The sequence below is a fragment of the Treponema maltophilum ATCC 51939 genome, assembly GCF_000413055.1.
GTDB classification, from domain to species: domain Bacteria; phylum Spirochaetota; class Spirochaetia; order Treponematales; family Treponemataceae; genus Treponema_C; species Treponema_C maltophilum.
This window is the reverse complement of record NZ_KE332518.1, coordinates 89,560-112,977: the sequence shown is the minus strand read 5'-3', so window position 1 is coordinate 112,977 and position 23,418 is coordinate 89,560. Positions and strand designations below refer to the sequence as shown.

Here is a 23,418-nt window from a genome sequence, read left to right as displayed (position 1 = left end):
CAAGGTGAATAAGAAACTCCTTGGCAAGACGATTGCAGCCTGTTCGCCGTTTTTAAGATAACGGATTGCTCTGCGTAATATGCGATTGTCGAATATATATTTATCGTTTTTCTGTTTTATATCCCATTATCTTATAATACTCTTCTTTCCAGATTTTTTTATTGCATCCTTTTTTATCGCTCGTATAATTTGTACAAGCCAAAAAATAATTATTTGACTTGCCTGATTTTGCGATTAGATAACCGTCACAATCAGGGCATTTCATGATGGCCAATTTCCCGGCATCCAACTTATTTGTCATAAAATCGCAGATTTCCGGTTCATTCGTACAAATCCATAAGCGTAAACCGTAGGCTGTTTTATATTTATATTGAAGCGGGTAACCGCATATAGGACAGGATTTTTTAAATTTGTTTTGATTGGAGGCGGCTTCATTCCATTCACCCTTAAGAACTACATTTTTATAATCGTGTTTTATTTCCAATAGAAATTCCGAAGGATTTTCTATCGGCGCAATAAAGTAAACTCTGTCTTTCGTTCTTGTCATTGCAACATAAAAAAGTCGGCGTTCTTCAGCTGCATCAATTGAAGTGTCCTGTTTTATTACATAATTAAGGACAGGATCGGTTTCTATCTTTGATGGGAATCCGTAGGTTTCATTTTTGCCGTTTATGACAATTACATTATCATATCCAAGACCTTTTGAAGCATGCGCTGTCATAAAAGTGATATTTAATTTTGGATGTTTTATACATTTAATTTTATTTCCAAAATCTTTGTATTCAAACAATCCGGAACGCTCCAGATTTTTTCCATCGAAACCAAATCGGCCAAGTAATAAAATTGAAGAGGATTTCTTCCCGGATTGTTTGTCATATGCAAGGATCTGTTCTATTGCCGTTTCTACGGCTTTTGCTAAATTATACGTAGTTCCGTTTCTAGCCAGAGCTCCGCGTTCTTTCGGTTTCGAATTATACGTATAAATGATAACCGGATCTGTAATGGTTTTCGGTGATTTTAATGTCTTACGAATTTGAAAGGTGTTTCTTTGGATAAAATTCCCCGCTATGTCAATGATTTCTTGAGAATTTCGATAGGTTTGTGTAATGGATAGTAGCTCTGCATACCCCATAATTTGAGAAAACTTAGTGAACAAGGTAATATCCGAACCACTGAACGCATAAATAGATTGCCAGTCATCCCCGACTGCAATAATTTTTGCTTGCGAATTTGTGTGTAATGCTTCAACTAGATTAAATCTCTGCCTTGAAATATCCTGATATTCGTCAACAATTATATATTTAAATGTAATCTGACTTCTTACCGCTTCAGAGTCCTTTAGTAAAATCGCCGACTTATTAATCATATCGGAAAAATCTATTGCATTGTGTTTATTTAAGTAACGTTCATACTCCAAATAACATTCTTTACAAATTTTAAGGAAAAGTTTTGTTCTGACGTTATTTGCCGTCAATTGCCATTCATCGAATTGTCGAACTGAATATCCGTTTGTTTTAAAATTCTCAATAAACCGATCTACAAGATTAATAAGCTTTCTCACATAGCGACTCCCTTTTTGATCGGAAATCTTTCTCATAATTTCTTTGTTATCTTTGGGATTTAAAATAAAACCGAATTCTTTCAACTTTTCTTTAAGGTGTTCTATCAGTTCTCGGTCATCATTGTATTTTGAACATGTACAGATCAGGGATGTACCGTGTTTCTGGTGAATTGCAATCTTGTCTCGCATTGCTTTGTTATATTTCTCCAATTCACCATGGGTATATCTGTTGTTATAACCTTTTTCGGTGATACCGAAATGTTCGATGTAAGCTTCTTTATCATTCTGTCGAATTATAAAATCCGGCGTATACGGTTTTTTTGACCCGGGGATATTGAATTTATATTTCGGTTCGTATTCATAATCGATGTTGTTGAGGTATAGAAAATTTGCAATTTGAACTTCTTCATTCGAACGAAGCTGTTCATTTTGAATTGTTACATATTTTTTATCTCCGGAAGGAATGATTCTTTTTTCATATTCTCCTAATTCACTTTTCAAAGTAGTAAATGAAGATACAGCGATCTTATTGAATAAAATCGTCTTATCAACTATCTCGCCCGCAGGAGCATCACAATAAGAAGCAAAGAAGGTAATTAAATCATCAACCACCCCTTCGTTCATCAGTACAGATTCATTAAAATAATCTTCGAGTATAAAATAAAGCTTTTCATTTTGTATTATGTTGGGTTTTTCATTATTTTGTTTGTGAAGAATTGCATTTCCGGATGCATGAAATGTTGTTATAGGACAATCTATATGAAGCTTTTTTTGAATTTTATCTTTAAGTTCGTCAACTGCTTTATTTGTAAAAGAAACAACAAGAATTTCTTCAGGTTTTATATTTCGTTTTTCAACAAGATATTTTACTTTAGCGGCTATAGTTGTCGTTTTTCCCGCTCCGGCTCCTGCAATGACAAGACAATAATCTTCATCGGTAAGAACGACTCTCCTTTGGTCGGCATCAAGTCGGATCGCGGGATCAACTTTGTTAAGAATATTATCTAAATAATCTTTTTCAGATACCATTTTGCCATTTATAAAGTCTCTGTTATGTTGCGCAACTAAATCTTTTATAGCACCGATATCGTTTATTAATTTCTTTACGGTGAAAACTTTTAATCCGTTTTGCTTGCAATAACTTTCAAGTAAATTATCGTTTTGTAAATTCCTCAGATATTCGATGTCCTTTGATTTCTGGTCGATAAGTTTATTATAATTGCTTCGTGCTATGTATGAATCCGAGGATAATAAATTCGCTATAAAATTTTCAAGGTTGTCGACAAAATTTCTTTGAGGAGAATCGTTTGGCTGAGAATTATGATTTTTTTTCGTATCGAATAATTTTTCGAAAACAAACATAAGCCTGAACTCTTACTTTATTATAGCATATGTGCATAATTAATGTGAGCCCTTACGCGATGATTTTTTATTTGATGTCGTATAAATAGAATAAGGCTCGGCCATGAGCACACCTTTTTTTGTCTTGTTGAACCGTCTCTGACAGTTACAACTGACAAGTTTAAGATATCTCACGCCAAGCCTTACTTGATTAGGATTGGCAGTGCCGTAAACCTTTGTAACACAAGGGTTTACAATTTAGCAGGAGTAGGACTTGAACCTACGACCTCCGGGTTATGAGCCCGACGAGCTGCCAGCTGCTCTATCCTGCGTCGTGTCCAAACACTATAACAGTATACTAAACCTTTGTCAAGTGTTTTATTGACAGTTGTATCGCACAAGGCAGCTTTGCAATTTTAAAAAATTGCGTTATATTTAAATACTGAAAAGTAAAAAGTAAGCAACAGATAATTGCGCGTATCGATTTCTGCCGTAAACTTGCTGAAAAACGTAACGGAGGTATGCCATGGCTGATGAGCACGGCGTCCAATCCATTGAACGGGCATTGGATATCATCGAAGCGGTAGCGGCAAATAAAAATTCCGCCGTACTGACGAAAATCGCCGAAAAAGTAGGTCTGCATAAAAGTACGGCATACCGCATTATTTCGACGCTGCTCAAGCGCGGTTATTTAAAAAAGGATGAAGACGGTACATATAAAATCGGATTGAAGCTTATTGAAGCGGTGAGCTATTATATCGACAGTTTGGAGCTGCAAACGGAAGTGCGTCCGTACATCGCACAGATTACGGCAAAGTTCGGGCTTACGTCGCATTTGGGCATTTTGGAAGGCGATAAAGTAGTTTATATCGAAAAGATGGATATATTTTCGAATATCAAATTGTATTCGCAAATCGGACTGCGTATGCATGCATACTGTTCTTCGCTCGGCAAGTGCCTTTTGGCAAATTATTCCAACACACAGCTCCGATCGATTATGGGAAGAACCGAATTCACGCGTTTTACTCCGAATACGATTACGACGATTGAAGCGCTGCAAAAAGAAATCGATTCGGTCAGGCAGCGGGGCTGGGCGATCGATGACGAAGAATTCGAAATCGGACACCGCTGTATCGGCGCGCCGGTATACGATTACAGGGGCGATATAATCGCGGCAATAAGCGCAAGCGGCAGCACGACCATACTCACCGACGAGCGGATTCCCGAAATAGTCGAATACCTAAAACAAACCGCCGCGGAGATTTCTCAAAATATGGGCTACGTGCCGTAAGACGGCGTTCATAAAAAAGGCGCTCGCGGATTTTATCCGAAAGCGCCTTTCAGAATTTTTATAAGCTGTTTTATTTTACGCTTCAATAATATTTTTCAGCACGACGGTTTTTATCTTCGTCATTTCGTTGAACGTGGACATGACGCCTTCAGTGCCGATGCCGCTGTGCTTCCACCCGCCGAAGGGCATTTCAAACGAGCGATAAAAACTCGCTCCGTTGATAACCGCTTCGCCCGCTTCCATCGCGTTCGCGATTTTAAACGCACGTTTTTGATCGCGTGAAAATACACAGCTTGATAAACCGAACACGGAATTGTTCGCGATTTCGATCGCTTCTTCGTCGGTGTCGAATCCGATAATCGGTACGACAGGACCGAATATTTCCATGTCTTTTGCGACATCGGCCGTTTTCGGAACATCCGTGATGACCGTCGGTTCGTAAAAAGCGCCGTTGCGTTTTCCGCCCAAAACGATTTTGCCGCCCTGTTCGACGGTTTTTTGCACTTGCTTTTCAACCTGTATCGCCGCTTTTTCGCTGATAAGGCAGGCGATTTTCGTATCTTCGTCGGCAGGATCGCCGAATTTCAGCTGCTTTATTCTTGCAACGGTTTTTTTCGCGAATTCGTCTTTCAGCGAATTGTGAATGATAAAGCGCTTACTTGCGCAGCATACCTGTCCGGTATTGTACATGCGCCCCCACACGAGCTCTTCGACCGCCAAATCGACGTCTCCGTCGTCCAGCACGATGAACGCGTCGTTTCCGCCCAATTCAAGTGCCGTGTGCGTAAGGTTTGCAGCCGCCTTTATCGCCGAATCGATTCCGACTTCGGTGCTTCCCGTCAGCGTAACCAAGCCGACCCGCTTGTCGGAAACGGCGTAACTTTTGACGGAGCCGGGAGCCGTAACGCACTGGATCGCACCGTCGGGTACGCCCGCTTCGACGAGCAGTTCCGTCAGCCGCATCAATGTCAACGGATTGTCGGATGAAGGCAGGACGAGCGCGGAGTTGCCCATCATCAAAGCCGGAGCGACTTTTTGGTCGAACAGATCGCACGGAAAATTGAACGGAATGATACACACGACGACACCGACCGGTTCTCTGAGCACCAGCTGCATCGTTGTCTGCTGTCCCGCTTCCGTTCCCTGCGGAATAATCGTGCCGTAAAAGTGTTTTGCCCGCTCGATAAATCCGCTGAAGCCGATCGTAACGTTTCCGATTTCGGCACGCGCTTCGGTTATTGGTTTGCCGTTTTCGCTCGACAAAAGCCGAGCCAAATCTTCGTGCGATTTTTGCACCAAGCTCAAGAACTTATACAACACTTCGGCGCGTTTAAAAACAGGCACTTTTACCCATTCTTTTTGTCCGCGTACGGCCGCCGCAATCGCCGCATCCAAATCTTTTTCGTTTGCGCGCGGGACACTGTCGATCACTTTGCCGGTCGCAGGCGCGATTACGTCAAAGGTTTGACCGCTTGCGCTGTCGGTCTTTTTTCCGTTGATAATCATCTTCATAATTGTACCTCTCGTTAACTCACTTTGCGCCGAATGCCGTAAAGGACAGCATAAGGCCGCCGCAGGTATTGCGTCCGTCGTCTTCGTAACCGTATTCGCCGAACGTAAATTCGACGATAAACGGAATCGTTCCCGCCTCTTTTTTAATCGCTGCGGTCAATTCGTTTATCCGCTCTCCGATTCCGATCCGTCTGCCGCCGCAGTGAACCAAATGGAAACCGGCTATCGGCCCTTTCATTTTCGCCTTTAAGTCGGCAAGAGCCGCACTCACGGCTTTTATTAAACCGTCCGTATCGCTTTCGAGGAGGGCTATCGCCGTTCCGACCGCAAGATTGTTTCCTACTGCGATTGAACCGTCGGCGTTACCGTTCATCGGGTGACGTACCGCGATCAAATCGCCTAAGGGATCTTTTACGCCGAGCGGATTCGTAATGGAACGTACGAGCAGATTGCCGCCTTCCGTATCTTTTGCGTTCGCACCCGTCCATTCGCGGTATTGCTCAAGCGCCGGTTTTCCGTTGATTTCCACGAGGGTACGCTCTTTTGCGATTTTGGTGATAACGCCGTATTTACCGGTTTCACTGTAGCCGCCGGTATATTTATTCGCAAAAGCGGCTTTCGTATAGAAAAAAGCAACTGCCGCACCGTCGCCGGTTATCGTTTTGTCGGCAAACAGCTTCCATTCGCCTGCGAGCGTATTGTCCGCCGCGCTGCCGCCGAAAAGCGGTACTCTTCCCACAACGTCGGAAATACCTTTCAGATAGTATTCTTCTTCGCCGGGAGGCGCGACCATATACATATAGGCGGGCGCTTCCTTTTTACCGGCAGCGGCCAGAGCGCTTTCCGCTAATTTTCGTCCCGTTTCCCGCGCGCTTCCGCTTTTCGCCGCAGCCGCCGTTCCGACCGTCAAGTCGGCATCGGACAGCGCCATAATTCCGACATAGCCTTTTTCGCCGGTAATAAAACCGTCTTGCGTAACGATACCGGAAAACGATGTGTTTCCGATCAACGGCACACCGGGAAGTTCTTCGCCGATCGCTTTCAACAAAGCCTGTTGGTCATACGATACACCGCTGTATACAAACACAAGCTTCGAATCATGCAGTGTGTCTTTTATTTTGCGCGCGCATTCCTTTCCCGCCAGAGCCGCATCCGCGTTGTTGCTGCTCGCAGTCCGTATCTTTAACATAGCAACCTCCTGTAAAAACTTTTTATAAATCTTTTGATTTTATGATAGGAGGTGAATTTTCAGCTGTCAATGGAAATAAAAATAAGCGGTTCTGTATATCAAAAACCGGGTTTTACGATACGAAACAGCATTTTTTAATTACCTGCAGCCTTTTGACAACATGCCCTCTTGACAATAGTTTGATATAAAACTATTATAAACTATAAGGAAGGGCTATGAACACGAATTCAAAACATTCAAACCGGTTAAGAAAAATCGGCAAAGCGGCAGCGGGCTCGATTTCCGCTGCGGTTATCTCCGCGCTTTTTTTACTGATCTCCTGTTCCGAACAGGCGCCGGCGCGGCAAAGCATCGCCGTCTTTGTCCCCGGCGTGGTTGCCGGCAATCCCGTTTATGAAATGCTTACCGAAGGCGTTTCGCAGGCCGTCAAAGATTATAATGCGAAAAAAAGCGACGAACCTAAGGCTACTCTGAGTATTATCGAAGCCGGAACGAATCAAGCCGAATGGAGTACAAAGCTCATCGCGATTTCGGCGATCGGCGATTACGACCTTATCATTTCGTCCAATCCGTCGTTGCCCGATCTTGCTTCTCCGCTTACGAGCCGCTTTCCCAAACAAAAATATCTTATTCTCGACGGATATCTTGAAGGTAATGCGAACATTGCGACCGTCCGCTACAATCAGCGCGAGCAGGCCTATCTTACCGGCTATGCGGCCGCCTTGGTTACCGAGGCGCCTGCTTCGCAAATGAAATACGCGAATAAGCAAAAGAAAATTGCGCTTGTCGCCGCGCAGGAATATCCGGTTATGAACAACGTGATTTTGCCCTCTTATATTGAAGGCGCTCAGGCGGTTGATAAAGATATCGACGTCGAATTCCGCATTGTGGGAAATTGGTACGATGCGGCAAAGGGCGCCGATATCGCGCGTACGTTGTACGCCGAAGGCGTAGACGTTATATTGCCCATAGCCGGCGGTGCTTCACAGGGCGTTATAGCGGCGGCGAAAGAACTGGGCTTTTACATCGCGTGGTTCGACGATAACGGTTTTTCGAAGGCGCCCGGCTATGTTATTTCGAGTTCGGTTATGGAACAGAAAAAAACGGCATACGAACAAACGCTCGCATACTTGGAAAACAAACTCGAATTCGGTACGGCGAAAACGCTCGGTATAAAAGACGGTTATGTGGACTTCGTTTTGGATGATCCGGCTTTTATAGAGTCCGTTCCGGAAAACATACGGACGGCTTTGCAGGAAGCCTACGACAGCATCCGCAGCGGCGCGCTCGTTTTGCCCGTTCAAAATTGACGGTTTTACCGACTTTTTTTCGCCGCTTTTTATCGATAATTTTTGATGAAACCGATTGTGCAGCGCAGCGCAAAATGCTTGAGCGTTTCGAATGTATGTAAAAGCTACGGAAATAAAACCGTATTAAAAAATATAACGTGCGATTTTCCTGCAGGGAATTTTTTTGCTCTTTTGGGAGAAAACGGTGCCGGAAAATCGACGCTTGCCTCTTTAATTTGCAGCGAAAAATCGGCCGATTCGGGAACCATCCTTTTTACGGGAATTAAAACCTGCACCCTTGTTCACCAGCGTCCGCTTTTGGCGGACAGTTTAACCGTCGGCGATAATATCATGTTGGGATCGGAACCGGTGTGTTCCCTTCCTTTTTTGAAAAACGTGAAAACGGACTTTATCGATTTTTCGGCGGCGCATAAAAAAATAGAAGACGTACTGCACTTGTGGAATATCGACGCGGACATCGGGGTAAAGGCGTCTTCGCTGAGCGCGGCGGAACGCTTTTACGCAGCCTTCGCCGCTTCGGCATATAAGAATCCGGACGTTTTTATTTTGGATGAACCGGGTTCCGTTTTGAACGAAACGCAAAAGCATGCGCTGTATCCGGCTTTACGGAATTTTGCCCGAAGCGGCCGCATTGTCATACTCATAACGCACCAAATGAGCGACGCGCTCGAATATGCCGATTCTCTCGTTCTTTTGCGCGCGGGAAAAGAGGCCGTCTGCATGAGTGTCGGCAATAAGGAAAAGACGGGAAAGGCCGTGCAGGATGTTTTATACGGCGGAAAAACCGAAGTGCAAACGAAGGCCGCCCCGCCGTTTGCCGGTACACCGGTTAAAGCGGCGCAAAACGAAGACGAAGATGAAAACAAAAACACGGGCGCGCCGGTTCGGCAAAATCCGGATTGCGCTCAAGCCGTGCTGAGTGTCGAACATCTAAGCTGCGCTCCCTCGCAGGGAGGTGCACTGAACGATATCGGTTTTAAAGTATATGCGCGAAAAATTACCTGCATTTACGGGCACCGCGCAAACGGGCTCGAAACGCTCGAAAACCTTATAACGGGAATGAAAAATTACGCGTATACCGGAACCGTCGCCGTAAACGGAAAGGCCGTCAAACTTTCGCCGCGCCTGTTGCGCGATGCAGGCTGCGGCATTGTACCTTTTAACAGAACGTTCAGAGGCTCCGATCCGGAACTCAGCGTCGAACAAATACTGACCGTTCATTTAAAGCCCGCCGACAAGATAAAAAACGCCGATTACGCCCGATGCTTGATTGAGCGTGCGGGAATTACGATCGGTACGGACGAAAAAGCGTCCGCATTGTCGGGAGGAATGCTGCAGCGGCTCATTATAGAGCGCGAAACGGCCGAAAACAGGAAATTGCTGATTTTATCGGAACCGGAACGGGGACTGGACAGCCGCGCCGTTCAAGCGCTTTCCGAGCGGCTTCGTTCTTTAGCGGAAAGCGGAACGGCCGTTTTGCTTTTTATCAGCGCGGGCAACCCCGACGTTTTCCCCGGCGATTACCGCTTTTTTTTGCGCGGAGGCCGCTTGTATGAAGCGTAAACAAACCGATTTTCTGTTTGCGGCGCCCGCCGCAGGCTTGCTGACCGCATTATGCATTATACTGCTTACGTCGCGCCATCCTTTTTCCGCGGCGGCGGCTTTTTTTACGGCGCCCTTCGGCTCGATATATTATTTCGGCTCGTGGCTTAATACGGCTTTATTTTTAATTATCGCGGGTACGGGAGCCGCCTTTGCCGTACAATCAGGCAATATGAATTTAGGCGGCGAAGGCCAAATTTACGCGGGAGGTTTTGCCGCCGCCGCGACGATGAACGTCCTTCTTCCCGCAACCTCGGTGCAGTCAGTACAATCAATGCAAAACGCCGCTTTTGCGGCCCCCTCCGCTATGTCGATCGCGCTCGTATCCTGCGCGGCATTGGCCGCTTCCGTAACGGTTTCGGCCGCTGCGGCATTTATTCCGGCCGTTTTAAAACTCAAACGGGGAATAAGCGAGCTTATATCGTCGTTTTTGCTCAGCGCGGCCGTCATCCCGCTTATCGATTATGCCGTTTCGGGGCCTTTGCGGGATCAGTCAAAAAATCTTTTGGCGCTGCCGCTCATTCACGAAAGCCTGCGCTTTAAGCCGCTTTTGGAGCCTTCTCCGCTGAATATGTCGGTGCTTTTCGTCGTTCCCGCAGTGCTGTGTTCCGCTCTTTTTTTATATAAAACGCGATCGGGGCAAAGGTTCCGCATTTGCGGATCCGCTCCGGAGTTCGCCCTGTACTGCGCTTATCCGGTACGGACGGTAAGTGCGGCGGGAATGGCCGTTTCCGGCGCCCTTCACGGGCTTGCGGGATACGCCGCCGTTGCCGGCACCTATTACACGTGCCACAGCGGATTTTATGCGGGTATGGGCTGGAATGCGCTGGCTGCGGCGCTCATTGCGCGGTCGAATCCGCTTTTGCTTGTGCCGGTTTCGCTTTTTTTAGCGTATATTTTTACGGGAACAAGTTCGCCGTCGGTTGCGGCGCAAACCTCGTATGATTTGGCCTTTTTGGTGCAAGCCGCGGTTATGCTTTTTATTTCGGCATCTTTTATTCCGAAAGCCGCAAAACGGGAGAAAGCGGTATGAGCGGTTTTTTTGCTTCGATTTTTATGTCGGCTTCTCCGCTGATTTTAATTACCGCGGGGGCGCTCGTAAGCGAATATGCGGGCATTACGGCGGTTTTTGCCGACGGAATTATCAATTTGACGGCGTTTTTATTTTTTGCCTTTGCCGTTTTTACGAAAAATCTTGTGCTTGCCGCCGCGGCAGCCGTAAGCGTATCCGTCCTTCTTATGCACGGCGTCGCCGTATTTACGCATAAAACAAAGGCAAACCCGTTTTTAACGGGACTGTCGGTCAACCTTTTTGCGTCCGGCGCTTCGTCGCTTTTGTCGTACACGTGGTTCGGAACGCGCGGCGTTGCGGCCGAATACATTACGGGAACGTCTGTTTTTTCCGAAGCGTCGATACGGTTTTCGCGCTTTCCGGCCGCGCTTTTATGCTGGGCATGCGCCGCGCTTGTCGCCGTTTTTTTGTACAAAACGGTACGCGGCATGCACATACGGATTACGGGAGACGCTCCCGACGTGCTCCGCGCGCGGCGCATAAGCGTCGAACGCTGCAAAACGTCGGCATGGCGCATAAGCGCGCTGTGCGCAGGCGGCGCCGGAATCGTATATTGTTTAAAATTATCGGCCTTTGTTCCGAACATAAGCGCGGGTAAGGGATGGCTCGCTCTTGCCGCCGTCTTTTTGGGACGCAAAAGCCTGTGGGGCAGCTGTGCCGCCGTTATCGTATTTTCGGCGGCCGAATACGCGGCAAACAGGCTGCAAATATTTTCGGGAAAGTTTCCGCCTTCCGTCCTTATATCGCTGCCGTATATTGCCGCGCTTTTGCTGTTTGCCGTGCTGCCTTCCGTTTCCGGAAAGCGGCGCACATAAAATTCAGCATGGAATTTCAGTATGATATTACGCGGCGTTCAAAATAGCCTTGCGGATGAGCGCACACGGGGCATTTTTCGGGCGCCTTGTCGCCGAAGTGAATGTGCCCGCAGTTTGTGCAAATCCAAAAGGTTTTTTCGCCGTCTTTGTACAAAGAACCGTCTTTTAAGCGTTCAAGCAGTTTTCGGTAGCGATCTTCGTGTTCTTTTTCAATCTTTCCGACCATTTCGAACAATGCCGCAATGCGGGTAAAGCCTTCTTCTTTTGCGGTTTTTGCAAACTCGGCGTACATATCCGTCCATTCATAATGTTCGCCGGCGGCCGCGTCAAGGAGGTTTTCGGCCGTTGCGGGAACTGCGCCTCCGTGCAGTTCTTTGAACCAGATTTCGGCATGTTCTTTTTCGTTGCCGGCCGTTTCTTCAAAGAAGCGGGCTATTTGCATATAGCCTTCTTTTTTTGCCTTCGACGCGTAGAACGTGTACTTGGTGCGCGCTTGACTTTCTCCCGCAAACGCGGTCATCAGATTTTGTTCGGTTTTCGAACCCTTTAATTCAGCCATAATAAGCCTCCATTGGTGTGGTATATAAAACGCCGGCAAGCCTCGTCCGCTTACGCCGGTATTTTTTACAGTTTTGCTATTGCCGACCGTACGAGCGTTCGGTCAAGGATGCCCGATAAAACGGGACGCTCAGCAGTAGGGAGCCAGCAGCGCTTCCAGTTTTTCCCGTCCGATAAGTTTTATAAAGCCTGCAAGGCGCGGTCCCTGCGTCTTGCCGATGAGTACGCGGTACACCGCTTCGAACATCGCTTTCGGCTCCACGCCCGATTCCGACGCTATGTCGTACAGCATTTGCGACAAGGGTTTTTCTTCCGTTTCGTCCAATTTGGAAAGAATGTGCGTGCGGATTTTTTGTATGCAGCTTAATTCGCCGTCGGTTAAATTCTCTTTTACACATTCGGCCGGATTTTTCAGTTTAAAGCGGAACTCTTCGGGCGCGCATTCGGTAATCCAATACCATGCGCACGTACAGCGGCGGCGGAAGCGTTCAAGCTGTTCGCTCTTTATGTCGGGCAGGGAAGCGATAACGGCGTCTATATCGCCCGAAGCCGTTTGCAGCATATTGCACAAATGGCGGAAGGGCACTTGGTACGCGATCGATTCGGGCATGCCTTCTTTTACTTGTGAAAGCTCGTAAATGCGTTTTTCCTTTTCGAACACTTCGTCATTTTTGGCTTTGTCGACGCCCCAAGCAATGCGTTCGGTTTTATCGTAGTCTTCGTAAGTTTTGATAACATCCAAATCGAAGCTGATTGAAAATTCCGTGTTCGGCCGGGTGCCCGCAAACAAATAGCGCGCGATTTCGGGCTGGTATACGTTTAAAACGTCCGGCAAGCTGATAACCTTTCCTTTCGACGACGACATTTTTCCGGGCAAGCCTTTTATACCGATAAAATCGTAGCGGAAGCTCACGGGAGCAGGCCAGTTGTAAATTTCGTCCGCAACAAGGCGCGCCGTGTCGAAAGAACCGCCCTGACTGTGATGGTCCTTCCCTGCAGGCTCGAAAACCGTTTTTTCAAACTGCCAGCGCATCGGCCAATCGACCCGCCAGCCGAGTTTTAATTCCTTTGAAGTGCGCAAGTCGGCTTTTTCGTGCCGGCCGCAGCTTGTGCAGCGGTACTCCACTCCGTATTCGCCGTCGTAAGAAAGAATGTCGGTGGTGTCTTTATTGCAATTGCAGCAAAAAGCCGCAACGGGCCAGTATTCTTCTTCGGCGGGAATTTTATGTTCGTCGTCGCGGTAGCGGTTCAAGCAATCTTTTATTTTGTCGCGGTTTTGCAGCGCTTTTTTCATCCCTTCGGCATACATGCCGCTGCGGTAGCGCTCCGCCTGATATAAAAATTCGGGATGAATACCGACCAGGGGCAGCACTTGTTCCACGTCGACTTCGTGGTGGCGCGCATAAGAAGAGTCGCGGCCGGTCGTATCGGGCACCATCGTTATCGGATAACGCAGGTAGTTTTGCAGCGTTTCTTTTCCCGGCATGTTTTCCGGCACTTTGCGGAATACGTCGTAGTCGTCCCACGAATAAATAAAGCGCACCTTTTTGCCGCGGCTGCGCAGGGCACGCACAACCAAATCGACCGATATGATTTCACGGAAGTTTCCGATGTGAACCGTTCCCGACGGCGTAATGCCCGAAGCGCAGGTGTAAGAATCCAAATCGCCGCGCTCGCGGATTATTTTTTCCGCACATTGATCCGCCCAGTGAACCAATTTAGCCGCGGATGCCCCATGTTCGTTTGTGTTACTCATAAGCGCAAGTATAACAAAAAAGCAAAGGGTATACAACACAATTAATCATCGTAATGACCGCGGCAGGAAATAAGTAAGACAGAGTTTTCTTCTATCGCGTATACCAACCTGTGTTCTTTATCAATTCTACGACTCCAAAATCCTGTTAAACTGCCTGTTAACGGCTCTGGTTTTCCTATGCCCTCAAAGGGATTACGGCTGATGTCCTTAATAAGCTGATTTATCCGTTTAAGGGTTTTCTTGTCCTGTGTCTGCCAGTAAATATAATCGTCCCAGGCATCCAAGTCCCACCGGATTGTTTTATTTTGCATAAGCTCAATCCTCTATTAGCTCATGCTCAGTAAACTGAAGTTTCCCCGCTTTATAATCCGCCATTTTCTTTTCAAGGTAACGCGTATTACTTGCGGAATAAAACGGATCTACGGCTATTTCAAACGGTATTTTTTGTTTTCTGACTGCGGTTTTTGCAAATACGCAAAATGCCGTTGTCATAGTCATCCCGATATCGGAACAAAACGCTTCGAACTGTTTTTTTAAATCTTCGTCCATACGGATATTGATATTTGTCTGTGCCATAATCTGTGCTCCTTTACGCTTTATTGTAAATATATTTATTGACAATGTCAATACAAAAAGGTGTGTTGCGGCTGAACGATTTTTCAGGTATGATACAAGACGCGGGAGGTGCACTCATGATTGCCGCGATTCTGTTCGGACTGCTTGCAACGGTTACCGGACTATTGTTTTGGATATTCATCATTTTGCTCATAGTGAAAGCGGTAAAAAAACAGCCGAAAAAGAAAATCGTAATAAGTTTCGCTGTTTCCGCATTGTTGTGGATTGTCTTTTTTTCATGCGCGATAGTTATCGGAACAAAAGCTTTGATAAACGGCGATCCGCTCGCGGATAAAATCGCCGAAAGCGCCGGAGAAGCGACGGCAAATATTGCGGAGCATTCATACGAAGGCATAAAAAAAGGCTGGAATAAGGCGCTGCTCAACAAAATAAACCGGCTTTCCGTTTCCTTCGTTTCCATACGGGAAATCGATAAAGACGAACGGGATACCTTCGATTTTGCGGATACGAACGGGAAAAAAATATTTGAAATACTGTTGTCGATTGACAATCCGTTGGATGCTTCAAAGAAAATTCCGTACCGAAAGATAAATAAAGAGCAGCTGATTTTCGGAAAAGACGTAAACGGAAACTACATACCCGTGTTTATCATCGACGATTCGGGGCTTTCAACTATTCCGTGGATTTTTACGTTTTTCCTTCCGACCTACAGAAAAGACGGCGCTTCGATGAATATTCCGACGGGTAAATCCGAACTGCGGCTCAGACTCGACGCGGCCGAAAAAGATTCGATAGAAAAAATCATATTCGGCAACACGGAAATTCCGATTCCAAAAGATCGTTCCTCTCAAGCGGCGTAAACAAATAATATCGAGGTGTTTTGCAGTATTAAAACCTGTGCATGGAGGATGGGTATAAAAGTATGGAATTCAGAAAATTGACGGGCGCGGACTTGGAATCGCTGATCGATTTGTATGCACAACTCGACGCCGACATGCGCAAAGCGGATCCCGACAAAATCAAAGCCGCATGGAACGAAATCGAACGGGATGACAAAATCGTGTATTTCGGTGCGGTCGATAACGGAAAGGTTGTTGGCGCATGTTGCGCCGTTATCGTCCCGAACATTACAAGCTTTGCCCGTCCGCTGTGCCTTATCGAAAACGTCGTAACCGACGAGCAGTACCGTAATCGCGGCCTCGGAAAAGAAGTTATCGGCATGGCCGTGCGCAAAGCAAAAGAGAGCGGCTGCTACAAAGTAATGCTCCAAAGCGGCATAAAACGAACGGGCGCCCATGCGTTTTACGAAAAAATCGGCTTCGACGGCGGCACAAAAAAAGCCTTCGATATGCGGCTGGAATAAAAGGACTGCCTTACAAAAGTCAATTACGGGGAGTCATTAGATGAAAACCAAGTTGCCGTATGAGAAACAAAGAAAAATGGCAAAATTCTTTTTGTTGCTGTTGTTCAATTTAATTTTAATCGGCTGCGTAAAACCGCATACGGCACAAACAGCCGAATCCGGCACAGAGCCGTCTCCTGTACAAGAGAATTCGGAATCTTCTATATCTATAGAGGATTTAATAAACAATAATGAATTTTCATTTCATTTGTTGAATAAAAACGGCTCGTATGGCGGTTCCGTAGCTAACGAATACGGTAAATGGACTTGCAATTTTGGACGGTCGTATATATTTTTTCAATATGATTCACATAGAATAGAAAGAGATATTGTGTATGTTTCATATGTAACCTGCGGATTCAATTTGTATGGGACTCCTTCTTTTAGAGGTTATGAATATCCTAAAAAAGAAACCGTTTCAATCACAAAAAAACAAATAGAAGAAAGACTAAAAGACGAGACGAAAAACGAAATAACTAAAAAAGTAATATCCGAACAGGCAAGCTGCCGTGCGCTTGTAATAACCGATAATTTGCGGGTACGGGAAGCGCCGAACGCAAAACCTGAAACAAAAATAATAGGAAAACTTAATAAATTTGATGATATTTATCTTATTGACTGTACCGATAAAAAAGATTCAATAGAAAATCTTCAATTTCCATGGTATAAAACCAGATTGGAAGACGGAAATGAAGGCTGGGTATTCGGCGGTTTTGTAAAGATTTATTTTTTTGATGAAGATATACAGATGTTAAAAGAAGCCTTTGAAAAGGACGGCAGTGAATATACAAATCAATTTGTAACACCGGATGACGACCGGCCGCCGAAGAACCAAGTTTGAAACTAAGTTTTATCTTGGAAGGTGTTAATTCCAAACTTCGCAAATTGCATTTAGTGATATTTTTTTACCGATCCCGGATATCGGGAGGAGCGTCGGGTATTTTTAGTAAGATTTTTTTGACCTTTTGTTCGGATGCCCGTTTGGCTCTTTCGTGTAAATAGTTTTCGGTTTCCAATGCTGCTATTTTTTCTCCGACGGCCGAGGCAATAAACTGATTTATTGAAATATTATCTGTCTTGGATATTTCTTTTACTTTCCCGTGAATTGAATCGGGAATTCTAATGCTTAAAGTACTCATATAATAATACATTTGTATCAAGCACTATTAGCCTGTCGTCCATTATAATATTATATGTAATACCGTTTGTTCCGTCAAGTTTTATAACTCCTGACAAATTATGTTTTTCGCCGGGGACGCATGAATAATCCCCCGTGTTTTAATCTTTATTTACGCATCTTGCAAACCGGGAAAGACCGTGCTATCCTTGAATGGGTGTATCGATAAGGAGTGTTTGTATGAAACTAAAACAAATCTGTATATTCTGTATATGTTTATCGGCATCGTTCCTGTATGCGGAGAATGTATGGTTTTTCCCTCCTTCTACATATTTTCAGTATCAACATCGCTATAAACAACCGTATTTATTTTCTACCGAAAAGGATCTATATTCTATTGACGGAACGACAGGAGAGTTCACTTCTTTTCCGTGTTTTGTTGGTGACGATAAGTATATCTATGTTGTATATGAAGTAATAAGCTATAGATTAGATAGAAAAGATATACATATAAATACTGATTTGTATCAAAGAGTGGATTTTGATAAAACATATGGCATAGTTATTGAGGGAGGAGGATTTTTTACCAGTCAAAACAATTTTATCATAACCTCAGAAAAAATAAATAAAGAATTTATCGAGCTTCGAAAAGATTTACTTAAAGATAGCTACGATTCGTTTTCAGATAGATATTCCGATTTGCTCGATTATACGTGGATAATGCCGAATGTGGTTAAGAGTGTTAAGATGTCCGCTCCGTTTTTAGCGGAAATGGTTAAGGGACAACGAGTAGTGTATGATGATGATATGCTGCGGTTCCGTTGGTTTCTCATGTGTATAGATAAATCTTCAGATGTTTCGGCATTCTTTATAAACGATTCTACTCCCATGGTAGAAGGGGCTGAGGGGAACGGAAAGGGTTTGGTATTGGATATAGATTTTCATATTCCCTCGGATAATCTGGTGGTTTTAAACGGATTTGTAGATACGGATAGGCCGCATCTGTATAAAATGAACGCGCGAATGAAAACGGTACGGGTGCAAGGCGACGGTTTCGATTTTGAATATACTTTTAAAGATTATGTGCATTTTGCACAGATTGATTTTCCCAAACAGGTAACGAAAGTAAAACTGACGGTTACGGATGTGTACGACGGAGAAAAATGGGAAGATATGGCTATATCGGGACTGTGGGTAAACCCCGACATATTAAAAACGGCAAACACCGACCTTGCACGGGAGTATCTTAAATATGCCGAAGAAGGGATGACGGAAAGAATATTGTACGGCTGGCAAATTGAACGTGATAAGAAAAAACAGGAAGAGCGGGACAGAACAAAAAAGCAAAATGTGCAAGAGTAAATATTTTACACAGCAGAAGAGTAAATATATCAGCCAAGGTATCTAAGATATGCAGAGTGTCCGCGAGTTTTTTGCATACGCAAAAAACTCGGTAAGCACCGTTTTCGACAGAAAACGGTGCGACCGGACAAGCGTGCCGCGAGAGAGTAAATATCATACATGAAGGTGTGCGGCAAGCCGTGTTTACCGATTCGTATAGTTTTGCTCGAGCCAGTTGCGGTACGAGCCGGTTTTAACGCTGCGGATCCATGCGGGATTTTCGATGTACCACGCGACCGTCTTTTTTAAGCCTTCCTCAAAACCGACGGAGCGCTGCCAGCCCAATTCTTTTTTGATTTTTGAACAATCGATGGCGTAGCGGCGGTCGTGGCCGGGACGGTCGGCGACAAAGCGGATCGTTTTTTCGATGTCGGCGGCGGATACGGGGGTTCCCTTTTCCTGCAACTTTTCGGCGGTCAGCTCAATCAGCTTGCGCAAAAGGCGGATGTTTTCCCATTCGTTTTCTCCGCCGATATTGTAGGTTTGTCCGGCTCTACCCTTGTTTAAAATGAGCCACACGGCGCTGTTGTGGTCTTCGACAAAAAGCCAATCGCGGATGTTTTTGCCGTCGCCGTAGACGGGAAGCTCTTTTTTTTCCCGAATGTTTAAAATCATAAGCGGAATGAGCTTTTCGGGGAATTGGTAGGGGCCGTAATTGTTCGAGCAGTTCGAAAGCGTTACGGGAAGTCCGTAGGTGCTGTGCCAGGCGAGCGCCAAATGGTCGGAGGCCGCCTTGCTTGCCGAATACGGACTGCGCGGCGCATAGGCTGTCGTTTCGGTAAAATAGCCGTCTTGTCCCAAAGAGCCGAACACTTCGTCGGTGCTTATATGATGAAAAAGCACGTCGGAGCGCATGGAACCGTCTTTGAGCGTCCAGCGGCGTCGCGCGCATTCGAGCAGGGTAAAAGTTCCTTCAACGTTTGTGCGCACAAAGGCTTGCGGGCCGGCAATCGAACGGTCTACGTGACTTTCGGCCGCAAAATGCACGACCGTATCTATATCGTAATCGGCGAACAATTTATCCTGCACAGAGGCATCGCAAATGTCGGCTTTGCAAAACACATAGCGTCCTTTTTCGTCGGTTCCGTTCGAACCGAAGCGGCGCTCTATGTCGGCAAGGTTTTCAAGGTTGCCGCAGTAAGTAAGGCTGTCGGCATTGACGATTCTGCCCGTAAAAGGCGTTTTATCGAACAGGTAGTGAATAAAATTGCTGCCGATAAACCCCGCGCCGCCGGTAACCAAAATATTGCGTAAACGTCTTTCCATGCGATCGAGTATAACACAACAAATACGCCGGAACAAGCGCAGGTTTTGAAATTCCGCGCTTGTCCGATGCCGCCTTTTGGATTATACTGAACCGTACAGCTCAACAAACGGGAGGAATCTGCGGTGGAACAGCTCATGCAAAACGAAGAAAATTCTCAATCGCCCAAGCCGGCCGAATTTGTGCATTTGCATGTGCATTCCGACTATTCGCTTTTGGACGCGGCATCCCGTATTCCCGTTTTAATAAAACGTGCAAAGGAACTGGGCTTTCAGGCTTTGGCGCTTACCGACCACGGCAATATGTTCGGTTCATTGCGTTTCGAGCAGGAATGCCATAAAGCGGGCATAAAACCGCTTGTCGGCTGCGAATTCTACGTTGCAGGCGGCAGCCGGCACGAGCGCACGGGTACCGAGCAGGGCAATAAATACTATCACCTGATCCTCATCGCAAAAGACGTGGAAGGCTATAAAAATCTGTGCATGCTCAATTCGCGCGCCTTTACCGAAGGTTTTTACTACAAACCGCGCATCGACGTCGAGCTGCTCAAACGCTATTCAAGAGGTTTGGTGTGTACGTCGGCATGTTTGGCCGGGCAGCTTCCGCGCCTTTTGCTTGCGGGGCAAAACAAAGAAGCCGAAGAAATGATTGTGCTGTATCAAAGCATATTCGGCAAAGAAAACTTTTTTATTGAATTGCAAAACCACGGCTTGGAAGATCAAAAGCGCGTCGCGCCGCTGCTCATGGCCATTGCCGAGCACATGAATGTTCCGATGGTTGTAACGAACGACGTTCACTATGTGTACCCCGAAGACTGGGTTGCACAGGACGTGCTTTTATGCATCGGTACCAAAAAGCTGCGCAGCGACACAAACCGCATGCGCTACGAAGGCCACCAATTCTATATGAAAAGCGAAGAGCAAATGCGCGGCCTGTTTCCCGATCATCCCGAACTGATTGCGAACACAAAGCGCATTGCGGATATGGTAGACCTTACGATTCCCCAGTACAAAACCGAACAACTGAAAGACTGCCTGCCCGTATACCGAATTCCGGACGAATTTAAAACGCAGGAAGATTACGTGCGCCACCTCGTATACGAGGGCTTAAAAAAACGCTACGGAAATATAACCGACGAAATTACCGAACGCGCCGAACACGAGCTGAAGGTTATTTTCGAAATGGGCTTTGCCGGCTATTTTTTGATTGTGTGGGATTTTATCGCATGGGCAAAACAACACAACGTTCCGGTCGGCCCCGGCCGCGGTTCGGGAGCGGGCTCTCTCGTCGCGTACGCGATGACCATTACCGACATAGACCCCTTCCGCTACAAGCTTATCTTCGAACGCTTTTTGAACCCCGAACGCGTGAGTATGCCCGACTTTGATATAGACCTGTGCTTCGAAGGCAGGCAGGACGTTATCGAGTATACGCGGCAAAAATACGGCGATCCGCAGGTCGGGCACATCGTTACCTTCGGTACGCTCAAAGCGAAGGCCGTCATAAAAGATGTCGGGCGCGTGTTGAATATTCCGCTCAGCGAAGTGAATATGCTGACAAAGCTTATTCCCGAAGGCCCCAAAGTACACCTTTCCGACGCGTTCAATCCTCCTACCGAAAAATACCCCGACGGCGGTCAGCTCGCCCAATACCGCGAAGATCCGCGCTACAAAGAACTGTTCGATTTGTGTTTTAAGCTGGAAGATATAAACCGCAACACGAGCTTGCACGCATCGGGCATCGTTATCGGCAAAAGCGAACTGCCGGAATGGGCGCCGGTGTACAAGGACGGCAAAACGGGCAAGGTTGCCGTTCAATACACGATGGATATTATCGAGCCGTGCGGCTTGGTTAAGATGGATTATTTGGGCTTAAAAACGCTCACCCTTATAAAATACGCTGAGCGTATTATTCAAAAACGACCGGGCTTCGAAAATTTCAGCGCCGAGCACGTAAGCGAAACGGATCAAAAAACCTTCGACCTGTTTTGTGCGGGGCAAACTGCTGCGGTGTTCCAGTTTGAAAGTGCCGGTATGCAAAAGGTTTTAAAACTTGCAAAACCGCGCCGCATCGAAGATCTTATCGCGTTGAATGCCCTGTACCGTCCCGGCCCCATGGCGTACATCGACGACTTTGTCGCCGGCAAATTCGATTCGTCCACCATCCATTATCCGGATCCGTGCTTAAAGGATATTCTCGAAGAAACCTACGGCGTTATCGTGTATCAGGAACAGGTTATGCAGGTTGCTCAGCGCATAGCCGGCTACAGTTTGGGCGAAGCCGATATTTTGCGCCGCGCCATGGGAAAGAAAAAACAGGAAGTTATGGTAAAAGAGCGCTCCAAATTCGTTGCGGGCGCCGTAAAAAACGGATTTTCCGAAGCTCATGCCGGAGAAATCTTCGATATTCTGGTTCCCTTTGCCGGCTACGGATTCAACAAAAGCCATGCGGCGGCCTATTCGGTCGTTGCATACCGCACGGCCTATCTTAAAGCGAATTTTCCCGCCGAATTTATTGCGGCCAACCTGACGAACGAAATTTCGAGTACCGACAAGCTTCCCGTATACATTGCCGAAGGCCGCTCGATGGGCCTTGCCATAGATCCGCCGGACGTAAACCGCTCGGATAAGGTTTTCGACGTTGTGGACGGACGCATCGTCTACGGGCTTTTGGGCATAAAGGGCTTGGGAGATGCAGCAGCCGACGAGATTTTGTTGCAGCGCAAAAACGACGGCCCGTTTAAAAGTTTTATCGATTTTTTGGAGCGGGTCGACTTGCACACCGTAAACAAGCGCGCGCTTGAAGTGTTGATTCAAACCGGCTGCTTCGATAACTTGGGCATAAACCGTCCCACCCTGCTGCAAAATGCGGAGCGCGCCGTTGCCTATTGCGAAAACAAAAAAGCGGACGGAAAATTCGGTCAGGTAAGCTTATTCGAAGATTCCGGCGTGCAGGAATTTGCCGACTTTACCTTTGAAAACTCGGAAGATTATCCCTTTTTGGAAAAGCTGCGCATCGAAAAAGAACTTATCGGCTTTTATATTTCCGGGCATCCGCTCGATCCGTACCGCAAAACAATCGAACGTTCCGTAACGCTCACAACCGACGCGGCTCCGCAGGCTCAAGGTCAAAAAACCTACAGCATGCTCGGCATCGTAAAAGAACTGCGCACGATTATGACCAAAAAAGGGCAGCCTATGTCCTTTGCCAAACTTGAAGATTTGGCCGGTTCGGTCGACCTTACTTTTTTCCCGAAAGTATGGGAGCGCTGCCGGGAAAGGGTAACCGAAGACGCGATTATCGCCGTGAGCGGCAAAATGGATTTTTCGCGCGAACCGCCCTCGTTCCTCGTCGACGAACTTTTGGACATCGACAATTTAAAAGAAAAATCCGTAAAAGAAATTCACATAAAGCTTTCTTCGCCGCTCATAAATCAGCAGCAGCTGAACAAATTTCAGGATGCGATTATCGGCTCGGACGGTCCCTGTTCCGTCTTTTTCCATATGGAAACGGCGCACAAAAAATACACGGTAAAAGCGAGCGCTTTAACCGGCGTTTCTTCCGGCGACGATTTTATCCGTGAATTGGAAAGCTACGCCTTTGTTGAAAGCGTGTGGAAAGAATAGAACCGTTAAATTAAGAACGAACGAA

The 23,418-nt window shown here is 46.4% G+C and carries 19 protein-coding genes and 1 tRNA gene; 10 read left to right on the top strand and 10 right to left on the bottom strand.

The window, feature by feature from the left end:
- Positions 1–100: 100 nt before the first annotated feature.
- Both HMPREF9194_RS00500 and HMPREF9194_RS00495 read right to left on the bottom strand, forming a co-directional pair.
- Positions 101–2,923 (bottom strand): UvrD-helicase domain-containing protein, encoded by a 2,823-nt coding sequence (locus tag HMPREF9194_RS00500; RefSeq protein ID WP_016524404.1) that lies wholly within the window; start codon positions 2,921–2,923, stop codon positions 101–103.
- 238 nt (positions 2,924–3,161) lie between these two features.
- Positions 3,162–3,234 (bottom strand) — tRNA-Met (locus HMPREF9194_RS00495).
- Between the two features lie 194 nt (positions 3,235–3,428).
- Here HMPREF9194_RS00495 and HMPREF9194_RS00490 point away from each other — a divergent pair.
- Entirely contained in the window at positions 3,429–4,193 is a 765-nt protein-coding gene (locus HMPREF9194_RS00490) for an IclR family transcriptional regulator (RefSeq protein ID WP_016524403.1), read from the top strand.
- A gap of 75 nt (positions 4,194–4,268) precedes the next feature.
- Here HMPREF9194_RS00490 and HMPREF9194_RS00485 read toward each other — a convergent pair whose 3' ends face one another.
- Positions 4,269–5,705, bottom strand: a complete 1,437-nt coding sequence (locus HMPREF9194_RS00485) for an aldehyde dehydrogenase family protein (RefSeq protein WP_016524402.1) — start codon at positions 5,703–5,705, stop codon at positions 4,269–4,271.
- A gap of 19 nt (positions 5,706–5,724) precedes the next feature.
- Positions 5,725–6,894, bottom strand: coding sequence for an FIST signal transduction protein (locus HMPREF9194_RS00480; protein ID WP_016524401.1), 1,170 nt, complete (start codon positions 6,892–6,894; stop codon positions 5,725–5,727).
- Between the two features lie 215 nt (positions 6,895–7,109).
- Here HMPREF9194_RS00480 and HMPREF9194_RS00475 point away from each other — a divergent pair, with 215 nt between their 5' ends.
- The 4 genes from HMPREF9194_RS00475 to HMPREF9194_RS00460 are packed head-to-tail and all read left to right on the top strand — an operon-like array spanning position 7,110 to position 11,693.
- Positions 7,110–8,204, top strand: a complete 1,095-nt coding sequence (locus HMPREF9194_RS00475; RefSeq protein ID WP_016524400.1) for a BMP family ABC transporter substrate-binding protein — start codon at positions 7,110–7,112, stop codon at positions 8,202–8,204.
- A 45-nt stretch (positions 8,205–8,249) separates the two neighbouring features.
- Positions 8,250–9,767 carry an ATP-binding cassette domain-containing protein gene (locus tag HMPREF9194_RS00470; RefSeq protein ID WP_016524399.1) on the top strand — a complete coding sequence of 506 codons (1,518 nt, stop codon included), beginning with the start codon at positions 8,250–8,252 and terminating at the stop codon, positions 9,765–9,767.
- Positions 9,757–10,839 carry an ABC transporter permease gene (locus HMPREF9194_RS00465; protein WP_016524398.1) on the top strand — a complete coding sequence of 361 codons (1,083 nt, stop codon included), beginning with the start codon at positions 9,757–9,759 and terminating at the stop codon, positions 10,837–10,839. The genes HMPREF9194_RS00470 and HMPREF9194_RS00465 overlap by 11 nt, the downstream gene beginning before the upstream one ends.
- Positions 10,836–11,693, top strand: coding sequence for an ABC transporter permease subunit (locus HMPREF9194_RS00460; protein ID WP_016524397.1), 858 nt, complete (start codon positions 10,836–10,838; stop codon positions 11,691–11,693). The genes HMPREF9194_RS00465 and HMPREF9194_RS00460 overlap by 4 nt, the downstream gene beginning before the upstream one ends.
- Before the next feature lie 16 nt (positions 11,694–11,709).
- On the opposite strand, the gene rbr is transcribed toward HMPREF9194_RS00460, so the two are convergent.
- The 4 genes from rbr to HMPREF9194_RS00440 form a co-directional block, all read right to left on the bottom strand.
- Positions 11,710–12,252: a rubrerythrin gene (gene rbr, locus HMPREF9194_RS00455; RefSeq protein WP_016524396.1), complete on the bottom strand. Its 543-nt coding sequence runs from the start codon at positions 12,250–12,252 to the stop codon at positions 11,710–11,712.
- Positions 12,253–12,381: 129 nt separating this feature from the next.
- Entirely contained in the window at positions 12,382–14,007 is a 1,626-nt protein-coding gene (lysS, locus tag HMPREF9194_RS00450) for a lysine--tRNA ligase (protein WP_016524395.1), read from the bottom strand.
- A 41-nt stretch (positions 14,008–14,048) separates the two neighbouring features.
- Complete coding sequence (locus HMPREF9194_RS00445; protein WP_016524394.1) at positions 14,049–14,318, bottom strand: Txe/YoeB family addiction module toxin; 270 nt, start codon at positions 14,316–14,318, stop codon at positions 14,049–14,051.
- 4 nt (positions 14,319–14,322) lie between these two features.
- Complete coding sequence (locus HMPREF9194_RS00440; protein WP_016524393.1) at positions 14,323–14,583, bottom strand: type II toxin-antitoxin system RelB/DinJ family antitoxin; 261 nt, start codon at positions 14,581–14,583, stop codon at positions 14,323–14,325.
- 44 nt (positions 14,584–14,627) lie between these two features.
- Between HMPREF9194_RS00440 and HMPREF9194_RS00435 the strand changes: the two genes are divergently transcribed.
- The 3 genes from HMPREF9194_RS00435 (at position 14,628) to HMPREF9194_RS00425 (ending at position 16,826) form a co-directional block, all read left to right on the top strand.
- On the top strand, positions 14,628–15,443 hold the full coding sequence (locus tag HMPREF9194_RS00435; RefSeq protein ID WP_245540711.1) for a hypothetical protein: 816 nt from the start codon (positions 14,628–14,630) through the stop codon (positions 15,441–15,443).
- 62 nt (positions 15,444–15,505) lie between these two features.
- The gene (locus tag HMPREF9194_RS00430; protein ID WP_016524391.1) at positions 15,506–15,946 is read left to right on the top strand and encodes a GNAT family N-acetyltransferase; all 441 of its coding nucleotides are present in this window, start codon (positions 15,506–15,508) and stop codon (positions 15,944–15,946) included.
- Between the two features lie 40 nt (positions 15,947–15,986).
- Positions 15,987–16,826: an SH3 domain-containing protein gene (locus tag HMPREF9194_RS00425; protein WP_016524390.1), complete on the top strand. Its 840-nt coding sequence runs from the start codon at positions 15,987–15,989 to the stop codon at positions 16,824–16,826.
- A 64-nt stretch (positions 16,827–16,890) separates the two neighbouring features.
- Here the strand turns inward: HMPREF9194_RS00425 and HMPREF9194_RS00420 are convergent, their stop codons facing one another.
- Positions 16,891–17,124 carry a hypothetical protein gene (locus HMPREF9194_RS00420; RefSeq protein ID WP_040846399.1) on the bottom strand — a complete coding sequence of 78 codons (234 nt, stop codon included), beginning with the start codon at positions 17,122–17,124 and terminating at the stop codon, positions 16,891–16,893.
- A 218-nt stretch (positions 17,125–17,342) separates the two neighbouring features.
- Between HMPREF9194_RS00420 and HMPREF9194_RS11705 the strand changes: the two genes are divergently transcribed.
- The gene (locus tag HMPREF9194_RS11705) at positions 17,343–18,464 is read left to right on the top strand and encodes an NADase-type glycan-binding domain-containing protein (protein ID WP_016524388.1); all 1,122 of its coding nucleotides are present in this window, start codon (positions 17,343–17,345) and stop codon (positions 18,462–18,464) included.
- 183 nt (positions 18,465–18,647) lie between these two features.
- On the opposite strand, the gene rfbB is transcribed toward HMPREF9194_RS11705, so the two are convergent.
- On the bottom strand, positions 18,648–19,769 hold the full coding sequence (gene rfbB, locus HMPREF9194_RS00410; RefSeq protein WP_016524387.1) for a dTDP-glucose 4,6-dehydratase: 1,122 nt from the start codon (positions 19,767–19,769) through the stop codon (positions 18,648–18,650).
- A 135-nt stretch (positions 19,770–19,904) separates the two neighbouring features.
- Between rfbB and dnaE the strand changes: the two genes are divergently transcribed.
- Positions 19,905–23,393, top strand: coding sequence for a DNA polymerase III subunit alpha (gene dnaE / locus HMPREF9194_RS00405; RefSeq protein ID WP_040846395.1), 3,489 nt, complete (start codon positions 19,905–19,907; stop codon positions 23,391–23,393).
- The last annotated feature ends 25 nt before the right edge of the window (positions 23,394–23,418 follow it).

Excerpts from the sequence above, each read along its gene's own strand:
- HMPREF9194_RS00500 (WP_016524404.1), bottom strand. The coding sequence starts at position 2,923 with ATGTTTGTTTTCGAAAAATTATTCGATACGAAAAAAAATCATAATTCT.
- HMPREF9194_RS00490 (WP_016524403.1), top strand. The coding sequence starts at position 3,429 with ATGGCTGATGAGCACGGCGTCCAATCCATTGAACGGGCATTGGATATC.
- HMPREF9194_RS00485 (WP_016524402.1), bottom strand. The coding sequence starts at position 5,705 with ATGAAGATGATTATCAACGGAAAAAAGACCGACAGCGCAAGCGGTCAA.
- HMPREF9194_RS00480 (WP_016524401.1), bottom strand. The coding sequence starts at position 6,894 with ATGTTAAAGATACGGACTGCGAGCAGCAACAACGCGGATGCGGCTCTG.
- HMPREF9194_RS00475 (WP_016524400.1), top strand. The coding sequence starts at position 7,110 with ATGAACACGAATTCAAAACATTCAAACCGGTTAAGAAAAATCGGCAAA.
- HMPREF9194_RS00470 (WP_016524399.1), top strand. The coding sequence starts at position 8,250 with ATGAAACCGATTGTGCAGCGCAGCGCAAAATGCTTGAGCGTTTCGAAT.
- HMPREF9194_RS00465 (WP_016524398.1), top strand. The coding sequence starts at position 9,757 with ATGAAGCGTAAACAAACCGATTTTCTGTTTGCGGCGCCCGCCGCAGGC.
- HMPREF9194_RS00460 (WP_016524397.1), top strand. The coding sequence starts at position 10,836 with ATGAGCGGTTTTTTTGCTTCGATTTTTATGTCGGCTTCTCCGCTGATT.
- rbr (WP_016524396.1), bottom strand. The coding sequence starts at position 12,252 with ATGGCTGAATTAAAGGGTTCGAAAACCGAACAAAATCTGATGACCGCG.
- lysS (WP_016524395.1), bottom strand. The coding sequence starts at position 14,007 with ATGAGTAACACAAACGAACATGGGGCATCCGCGGCTAAATTGGTTCAC.
- HMPREF9194_RS00445 (WP_016524394.1), bottom strand. The coding sequence starts at position 14,318 with ATGCAAAATAAAACAATCCGGTGGGACTTGGATGCCTGGGACGATTAT.
- HMPREF9194_RS00440 (WP_016524393.1), bottom strand. The coding sequence starts at position 14,583 with ATGGCACAGACAAATATCAATATCCGTATGGACGAAGATTTAAAAAAA.
- HMPREF9194_RS00435 (WP_245540711.1), top strand. The coding sequence starts at position 14,628 with ATGTCAATACAAAAAGGTGTGTTGCGGCTGAACGATTTTTCAGGTATG.
- HMPREF9194_RS00430 (WP_016524391.1), top strand. The coding sequence starts at position 15,506 with ATGGAATTCAGAAAATTGACGGGCGCGGACTTGGAATCGCTGATCGAT.
- HMPREF9194_RS00425 (WP_016524390.1), top strand. The coding sequence starts at position 15,987 with ATGAAAACCAAGTTGCCGTATGAGAAACAAAGAAAAATGGCAAAATTC.
- HMPREF9194_RS00420 (WP_040846399.1), bottom strand. The coding sequence starts at position 17,124 with ATGAGTACTTTAAGCATTAGAATTCCCGATTCAATTCACGGGAAAGTA.
- HMPREF9194_RS11705 (WP_016524388.1), top strand. The coding sequence starts at position 17,343 with ATGAAACTAAAACAAATCTGTATATTCTGTATATGTTTATCGGCATCG.
- rfbB (WP_016524387.1), bottom strand. The coding sequence starts at position 19,769 with ATGGAAAGACGTTTACGCAATATTTTGGTTACCGGCGGCGCGGGGTTT.
- dnaE (WP_040846395.1), top strand. The coding sequence starts at position 19,905 with ATGCAAAACGAAGAAAATTCTCAATCGCCCAAGCCGGCCGAATTTGTG.